The sequence below is a fragment of the Dokdonella immobilis genome, from assembly GCF_900115085.1.
Lineage (GTDB): Bacteria > Pseudomonadota > Gammaproteobacteria > Xanthomonadales > Rhodanobacteraceae > Dokdonella > Dokdonella immobilis.
Map to the genome: position 1 here is coordinate 1 of NZ_FOVF01000056.1, position 7,714 is coordinate 7,714.

The window sequence follows — 7,714 nt, forward strand, 5'->3', positions numbered from 1 at the left end:
AAAATCGCGCTTCGCCCGGACCCTCATCCGCCTTCGGCACCTTCTCCCGGGGGGAGAAGGAAGAGCGGGGCGCACGCCGCATGATTGCGGCTTTTAACCCTTCTCCCGGGGGGAGAAGGAAGAGCGTTTCGCGAGCCGCATGGTTGCAGCTTTTAACCCTTCTCCCATCGGGAGAAGGTGGCGCGAAGCGTCGGATGAGGGTGCGCCGTGGCGTCAAAATCGCGCTTCGCCCGGACCCTCATCCGCCTTCGGCACCTTCTCCGGGGGTGAGAAGGAAGAGTGGGGCGCGAGTGCGCTTGACTGTGCCTTCCGACCCTTCTCCCGCCGGGAGCAGGAAAGGCGTTTCGCGAGTCCGCATGATTCCGGATACGCGATGGTTCACTTTTCCGGTTCTTGCTTGCAGCGTTACACGGCGAAGCTGGGCTTTGTCGCAAGGCTACGAACAGACCGGAGCCGGCGTCTTTTCAGGCGATCGATTCGAAGCGGTTGGCGTCGCGATTCTTGCGCACGTGGGCCGGATTCCAGATGCGTCCGTTCATGGCGATGTAGACGCCGTCGGGCAGGGTCTGCACGGCACCGACCGCGCAGCCGATGTTGAACACCGCATCGGAGCCCTGGAAGCGCGCGGGGTTCAGCGCGCCGGTGAGGACGATGACCTTGCCTTCGATGTCCTTCAGCACGGCGGCGGTCTCGACCATGGTGTCGGTGCCGTGGGTGACCAGCACGTGCCGGTGCGGCTGCGCCTCGATCAGCCGGCGCAGCAGGTCGCGGTCGGATTCGTCGAGATGCAGGCTGTCCTTGCGCAGGGCCGGCAGCACGTCGAAGGTGAAGGCGACGCCGAGCGCCTCGAGGATCTTGCCGATTTGCGGATCGCCGATTTCATAGGCGGACTTGTCGTCGAAATAGATCTTGTCGATGGTGCCGCCGGTGGTGACGATGGAAAGGTGCTGCATGGAAGGTCCTTGGGAAAACGGAATTCAACGGGATGCCGGTTCGAGCAGATCGATGGCCCGGCTCGGATCGAAGGGGCGCAGCTCGGTCAGGCCGAGCGCAATGAAGCGGGTCAGCGACTGCGCCGCGCGCGCATCAATGCGCCCGGCCACCGCGCGCGTCGCGTTGCGGCAGGCCAGGGCGGCGGCGAAGGTTCGGGCCAGGCTCATCGCGAGTCCGCGCGCGCCGGCCTGCATGGCTTCCTTGTTGGCGGCCTGGCGCGGCAGCCATTCGCGGATCGTGACGAGGGCGGCGCGGATTTCGCGCAGCGGCCATTCCATGCGCGCCGCGGCGTCGCTGGCATCCGCTTCGTCGAGCAATGCGGCGGCCGCTTCGAGCAGCGGCTCGAAGCCGACGCTGGAAATCGCACGCAGGGCATCGAGCGAGAGCACGTTGGTCGTGCCCTCCCAGATCGGATAGACCTGGGCATCGCGCAGCAACTGCGGAATGCCGGTGTTCTCGATATAGCCGGCGCCACCGAAGGCCTCGCAGGTTTCCGAGGCGATGCGCACGGCGAGCTTGCCGGTCCAGAGCTTGGCCAGCGGCGTCAGCAGGCGCAGCAGGGCAGCGTCGCGCTGGCTGGCCAGGCCGCGTTCGCTGCGCCCGAGCAGATGGGCCACCTGCATGACGAGCTGGAACGCGACCTCGAATTCCGCCTGCATGTCAGCCAGGGTGGCGACGTGCAGCGGGTGTTCGATCAGTGGCCGACCGAAGGCTTCGCGCTGGCGCGCATAGGCGGTGGCGAGGACGATGCAGCGGCGCATCGTGGCCAGCGCGCAGACGGCATTCCAGGTACGCGTGACGTTGAGCATCGGCGCGATCAGGCGCACGCCGTGATCGAGTCCGCCGACCGGCGTCGCCAGCGCGCCATCGAGATGGATTTCGGCAGTGGGCAGTTCGTGCGTGCCGAGCTTGTCCTTGAGCCGATCGATGCGGATGCCGTTCCAGCGGCCTTCGGCGTCGCGGGTTTCGAGTTGGAACATGGCCAGCGCGTCGGCGCCTTCGGCGGCGCCCTGCGGCCGCGCCAGGGTCAGGGCCATCTCGCCGATCACGGCCGAGGTAAACCACTTGCGCCCGTACAGGCGCCACTGGCCCTGTTCGTCGCGGCGCGCTTCGGTTTCGCTGTTGCCGACGTCGGAACCGCCGATCCGCTCGGTCATCCATTGGCCGGACAGCCAGAGCCGGTCGGCCTCGCGCGCGGTCAGGCGCGGCAGCGCGCGCTCGATCAGCTCGTGGTTGCCCGAGGCCTTGAGCGCGGTCGCGGCGCCATCGGTCATGGCCAGCGGGCAGGTGTGGAACTCGCTTGCGATGTGGTGCAGGTAGACGCGCAGGAACTGGTCGCAGCGGGCGAATTCGCCGAACTGCAATTCGTGCCCGGCCGCGACCAGGCCATAGCGCGCGGCCATGACCGCACCGTTTTGCCAGACCGGCGTCGATTCGATGCGATCGATGCGCTCGCCCCAGGCATCCCACTGGGTCAGGACCGGCTTCTGCGGCGTGCGCGAACGCGCTTCATGCCAGGCCTGTGCGGCGTGCGCGCCGAGGGCGTCGAGGTCGGCCTCGATCGCCTGGCGCATGTCGACGGGCAGATGCTGGTGCAGCCAGGTCTGCAGGACGCGGTCGCTGCGGTACTGGTTGTCGAGTTCGGGCGCGCGCGGATGGCTCATGGGCGGGATTATAGACCCCGCCCGCCGGGCCTTCCGGTCTCCCTCGCGGGAGACCGGAGCGTGTCGCCTACGCGGCCTTGCGCTGCTCGCCAGCGATCGATGCGCGCGCCGCAGCGATGGCCTTCTGCTTGTGCTCGGCGCTCATGTTGACGCCTTCGGCGCGGACCACCTCGATGTCGGTGATGCCGAGGAAGCCGAATACGCCGCGCAGGTAGGTTTCCTGGAAATCCATCGCCGCGCCCGCCGAACCGGCGCTGTACACGCCGCCACGCGACGAGGCGATGACCAGCTTCTTGCCGCCGGCCAGGCCCTCCGGCCCGTTCTCGCCGTAGCGGAAGGTCTTGCCGGCGACCGCGACCCGATCGATCCAGGCCTTGAGCTGGCTCGGGATGCCGAAGTTGTACATCGGCGCTCCGATGACGACGACGTCGGCGGCGAGGAATTCTTCGAGCAACTCGCCGCCGCGGGCGACGGTCGGATGGTCGGCGTCGGCGACCGGGGTCCAGTGCGGCAGCGGCTCGGCGACGAGGTCGTGATACTGCACCTGAAGGCCCGGGTGGACGCGGCGGTAGTCTTCGACGATCGCGGCGGTCAGTTCGCGCGACACCGAATGGGCACCGAGGGCGCTCGAATCGAGATGGATCAGTTTCATGGGAATCTCGGCTTGAAGCTGGCTTGGCCAGCGGTGCATCTAGACTATGTCCTGTACAATGAGGCGATAAGTAGGTGAAAATTGAATGGTTCGTTCACCGAGGAGAACGATGATGCGGCCGGACGACGATGCGCTGAGCGATCTCAACGACTTGCGGTTCTTCGTCGAGGTGGTCGAGCACGGCGGCTTTTCGGCGGCCGGGCGCGCTCTTGGCGTGCCGAAGTCACGCCTCAGCAACCGCGTGGCGAAGCTCGAGGAACGGCTCGGCGTGCGCCTGCTGCAGCGGACCACGCGTCGCTTCGTCGTCACCGACGTCGGCGAGCGCTTCCTGGCCCACTGCAAGGCCATGATCGAGCAGGCCGAGGCGGCCCGCGACGTGGTCGAGGAACTGCGCAGCGAACCGTGCGGGTGGATCCGGCTGAGCTGCCCGATCTCGCTGGCACCGACGGTCATGGCCGAGCTGGTGCCCGAGTTCCTCGCCCGCTATCCGAAGATGCAGGTGCGCCTGCTGGTCAGCGACCGCCGCGTCGACCTGGTCGGCGAGGCCTTCGACATCGCGATCCGCGTGCGCACCGTGATCGACACCGATGCCAGCCTGGTCCTGCGCACGATCGGCCAGTCGCGGGTGGTCCTGGTCGCCAGCCCGGCTTTCCTCGAGCGCCACGGCAAGCCGCGATCGCCGCAGGAACTGGCGCCGCTGCCCTTGCTGTCGATGCGCGAGCTCGACGGCGTGCAGTCGATCGACCTGTTCGGCCCGGCCGGCGAACGCGAGCAGATCCGCATGCAGCCTCGCCTCGTCTGCGGCAGCTTTCCGGTCCTGGTCAACGCTGCCGTGCGCGGCATCGGCGTAGCCCTGGTCCCCGACATGACCGCTGCGGCCGCGATCGCGCGCGGCGAACTGGTCGAGATCCTGCCGGACTGGTCGATGCCCGAGGGCATCTTCCATTTCGTCTATCCAACCCGGCGCGGCTTGCTGCCCGGCGTGCGCGCGATGGTCGATTTCCTCGCCGAGCGCCTGCGCGTCGCCTGAGGGCGCTGGGTCAGGCCAAGCCCGGGTTGTTCATGAATTACGCGCGTCCTCGCTGGTTCCTTGTATCCACGCGACGTTCGCCTCATTCGGCGACAGGGCCCGCTATCCCCTCATTCGCCTAAAACCGTGTGAATCCAGGGCCCCGCGCGATCATCTAGGCCTTGCCGCTGCGCGCGATCCAGCCGAGCGTGCCGATCAGGATCGCGCAGAGGGCGACTTCGATCAGCGCGGGCAGGCGCGCCGTCGGTTCGGCCCAGGCCGCGACCACGCCATGCACGAAGTACCCGAGGCTGAGGATGCCGACCCAGAGCAGGGCGCGGCGGCCGCTGCGGCGCAGGGCCAGCAGCGGCAGCAACAACGGTGGCACGGTCAGCAGCAGGGCCAGGCCGATGCGGCCATTGGCCGGCGGCGCCAGCCAGCCGTGCCAGAGCGGCTGCAGCACGAGCAGGGCCGCCCAGGCCACGTATCCCCAGCGCAGCGGCGTCATGCACCGGCCGCCAGTCGGGCGCTGACGTCGGCGACCCGGCGGCCGAGGCTGCGGGCCAGGGTTTTTTCGTCCTCGCTGAAGGGGTTGTCGCCGCTGCTGCCAGTGACATGGCTGGCGCCATAGGGCGTGCCTCCCGATACGGTCCGGTTCAGGGCCGCCTCGGTAAACGGGATGCCGACCAGCAGCATGCCGTGGTGGAGCAGGGGCAGCATCATCGTCAGCAGGGTGCTTTCCTGGCCACCGTGCATGGTGCTGGTCGCCGTGAACACGCCGGCCGGTTTGCCGGCCAGGGTGCCCGAGGCCCATTCGGCGCCGAGACTGTCGATGAAATGCTTGAGCGGCGCGGCCATGTTGCCGAAGCGGGTCGGGCTGCCGAGGATCAGGCCCGTGCATTCGCGCAGGTCCTCGGCATCGACGTACGGCGCGCCTTCCTCGGGCACCGGCGGCGCCGTGGTTTCGGTGACCGGCGCCACCGGCGGTACGGTGCGCAGGCGCGCGCGCATGCCCGGCACTTCCTCGACACCGCGGGCGACCAGGCGTGCGAGCTGGGCGACCTTGCCGGTACGGCTGTAGTAGAGAACCAGCACTTCGCTCATGGGTGGACGGATTCCTCGGCATTGGGCCGGCGCGGATTGGCCGGGGTGGACGGTTAGGCTAACCTCGCCAGATGGCCATCCCGAAGTTTGCCACGTCCCGACTCACGCGCGAGCGCAGCCTCGCCTTCCTCGAGTTCACCTGGCAGCGCTTTCTCGAGGATCGCTGCCTGCAGACCGCCGGCGCCCTGGCCTTCACGACCCTGTTCGCGCTGGTACCGCTGACCGCGGCGATCCTCGGCATCCTCGCCGCATTCCCGGTGTTCGAGGAATGGCGCGACAAGCTGACCGTATGGGTGTTCAACAACTTCGTGCCGGCCGCCGGCGACGTCGTGCAAAGCTACCTGACCGAGTTCGCGGCGAATGCGAGCAAGGCGACCACGATCGGCGTGCTGGTCCTCGTGTTCAGCGCCATCTCGCTGATGATGAGCATCGAGGATGCCTTCAACCGGATCTGGCGGGTCAAGTCCAATCGTGGCCCGGCCTCGCGTTTCGTCATCTACTGGACCGCGCTGAGCCTCGGCCCGATGCTGCTGGTGGCGGCGCTGGCGATCAGCTCGTACCTGGTCGCCCTGCCGTTCATCGATGCTGCGGCGACCCAGTTCTCGATCAAGACCCGGGTCCTGGCGGCGCTGCCGTTCCTGATCGTCTGGACCGCCCTGATCACCGGCTTCATGGTCATTCCGAACCGCAGCGTTCGTTTCGGCGACGCGGCGATCGGCGGCCTCATCGCGGCCGTGCTGTTCGAGCTGGCCAAGCACGGCTTCGCCTGGTACGCAGGCACCCTGGCCACCTACCAGCAGGTCTACGGTGCGCTGTCGATCGTGCCGATCTTCTTCCTCTGGATGTACCTGTCGTGGATCATCGTCCTGCTCGGTGCGTCGATCGCGGCATCGCTCAGTTCGTTCGACTACCGCCCGGCCAGCGAGCGCATCTCGCGCGACCAGGAACTGGCCGGCATGCTGCACGTGCTCGGCCAGCTGGCCGCCGCGCATCGCGACGGCCGTGGCCTGCACAGCGCGCAACTGCTCGAGAACGAGCCCTACCTGACCGATGACCTGCTGCAGCGCTACCTCGGTGACCTTTGCGAGATGTCGGTGATCCGGCGCTCGGAGATGGGCGAGTGGATACTCGCCCGCGACCTGTCCAGGGTTACCCTGCTGGACCTCTATCGCGAGGGCGATTACCGTTTGCCGATCGAGAATACGCCATTGCCGGGACAGACCATGGACGCACACGGCCGCAGTCCGTTGCGGGAGCTGGCGGCGCTGCTGCACGAGCGCCTCGATCTGCCCCTGGCCTCGCTGATCACCGTACCGCCGTTGCAAGTCGAAGCTGCCCCTCCAGACCCGGAAGAAAACGCCCCATGAATCTGCGTCATTGCCTGCTCCTGGCCAGCCTGCTCGCCTTCAGCGCGACCGCGCGCGCCGCCGACACCGAATCGGCCCGTCAACCCACGCTCAAGGTCGACACCCTCGATGGCAAGACCTTCGACCTGGCCAGCCAGCGCGGCAAATGGGTCGTGGTCAATTTCTGGGCAACCTGGTGTGCGCCGTGCGTCGCCGAGATGCCCGAGCTGTCGGCCTTCATCGAAGCGCGCGAGGATGTGGTCGGCATCGGCCTCGCCTACGAGGATACCGATCGCCAGGAAATCATCGACTTCCTCAAGCAGCGGCCGGTCAGCTACCCGATCGCCCAGGTCGACGTGAACGAGCCGCCGAAGGATTTCGATACGCCGCGCGGCTTGCCGACCACCTACCTCATTGCCCCCGACGGAACCGTCGCCCGGCACTTCCTCGGTCCGATCAAGGACAAGGACCTGGTCCAGGCGATGGCCGCGCGGAAGCCGGCGAAGAAACCCTGAGTCGCGATGGCCTGCGCGCGCTTCCACGTTTCCGGTCATGTCCAGGGCGTCTCGTTCCGTGCTGGCACGCGCGCCCAGGCCCTCAGGCTGAGGCTGCGCGGGCACGCGCGCAATCTGCGTGATGGCCGCGTCGAAGTGCTGGCGGAAGGCAGCGAAGAGGCACTGCAACAGCTCGAACAGTGGCTGCGCCAGGGGCCGATCGGCGCGCGGGTCGATGAAGTCGTGCGCGAGGACCTCGAGGAGCAGGCCCTGCAGGGCTTCTACACGCGGTAGGCATGGGCGGACCATGCGGCGCGGGCTTCGTTGGCGCTCAGCGCGTTGCGGCTTCGTTGTAGGAGCGGCTTCAGCCGCGATGCCTTTATCGCAAGGTGGCGAAGAGCATCGCGCGTGAACGCGCTCCTACGGAAACCGCGAATGGGCGGCGTCGGCTT

General features: G+C 67.7%; 9 protein-coding genes. 4 read left to right on the forward strand and 5 right to left on the reverse strand.

The window, feature by feature from the left end; genetic code table 11:
• Window positions 1-464: 464 nt before the first annotated feature.
• The 3 genes from BM125_RS19305 to BM125_RS19315 all read right to left on the reverse strand — a co-directional run bounded on the left by BM125_RS19305 (window position 465) and on the right by BM125_RS19315 (window position 3,309).
• Window positions 465-953, reverse strand: a complete 489-nt coding sequence (locus BM125_RS19305) for an asparaginase domain-containing protein (protein WP_092411055.1) — start codon at window positions 951-953, stop codon at window positions 465-467.
• A gap of 24 nt (window positions 954-977) precedes the next feature.
• The gene (locus tag BM125_RS19310; protein ID WP_092411057.1) at window positions 978-2,657 is read right to left on the reverse strand and encodes an acyl-CoA dehydrogenase family protein; all 1,680 of its coding nucleotides are present in this window, start codon (window positions 2,655-2,657) and stop codon (window positions 978-980) included.
• A 67-nt stretch (window positions 2,658-2,724) separates the two neighbouring features.
• Window positions 2,725-3,309, reverse strand: a complete 585-nt coding sequence (locus BM125_RS19315) for an FMN-dependent NADH-azoreductase (RefSeq protein ID WP_092411059.1) — start codon at window positions 3,307-3,309, stop codon at window positions 2,725-2,727.
• A 112-nt stretch (window positions 3,310-3,421) separates the two neighbouring features.
• Between BM125_RS19315 and BM125_RS19320 the strand changes: the two genes are divergently transcribed.
• Window positions 3,422-4,339, forward strand: a complete 918-nt coding sequence (locus tag BM125_RS19320) for a LysR substrate-binding domain-containing protein (RefSeq protein ID WP_092411071.1) — start codon at window positions 3,422-3,424, stop codon at window positions 4,337-4,339.
• Between the two features lie 154 nt (window positions 4,340-4,493).
• On the opposite strand, the gene BM125_RS19325 is transcribed toward BM125_RS19320, so the two are convergent.
• On the reverse strand, window positions 4,494-4,826 hold the full coding sequence (locus BM125_RS19325) for a DUF2069 domain-containing protein (protein ID WP_092411061.1): 333 nt from the start codon (window positions 4,824-4,826) through the stop codon (window positions 4,494-4,496).
• Entirely contained in the window at window positions 4,823-5,422 is a 600-nt protein-coding gene (wrbA, locus tag BM125_RS19330) for an NAD(P)H:quinone oxidoreductase (protein ID WP_092411063.1), read from the reverse strand. The genes BM125_RS19325 and wrbA overlap by 4 nt, the downstream gene beginning before the upstream one ends.
• Window positions 5,423-5,493: 71 nt before the next feature.
• Here wrbA and BM125_RS19335 point away from each other — a divergent pair, with 71 nt between their 5' ends.
• From BM125_RS19335 to BM125_RS19345, 3 genes are read left to right on the forward strand one after another with little or no spacing between them, the layout of a single operon-like run.
• Window positions 5,494-6,789: a YihY family inner membrane protein gene (locus BM125_RS19335; RefSeq protein WP_092411065.1), complete on the forward strand. Its 1,296-nt coding sequence runs from the start codon at window positions 5,494-5,496 to the stop codon at window positions 6,787-6,789.
• Complete coding sequence (locus BM125_RS19340) at window positions 6,786-7,283, forward strand: TlpA family protein disulfide reductase (protein ID WP_092411067.1); 498 nt, start codon at window positions 6,786-6,788, stop codon at window positions 7,281-7,283. The genes BM125_RS19335 and BM125_RS19340 overlap by 4 nt, the downstream gene beginning before the upstream one ends.
• A gap of 6 nt (window positions 7,284-7,289) precedes the next feature.
• Window positions 7,290-7,556 (forward strand): acylphosphatase, encoded by a 267-nt coding sequence (locus tag BM125_RS19345; protein WP_092411069.1) that lies wholly within the window; start codon window positions 7,290-7,292, stop codon window positions 7,554-7,556.
• The last annotated feature ends 158 nt before the right edge of the window (window positions 7,557-7,714 follow it).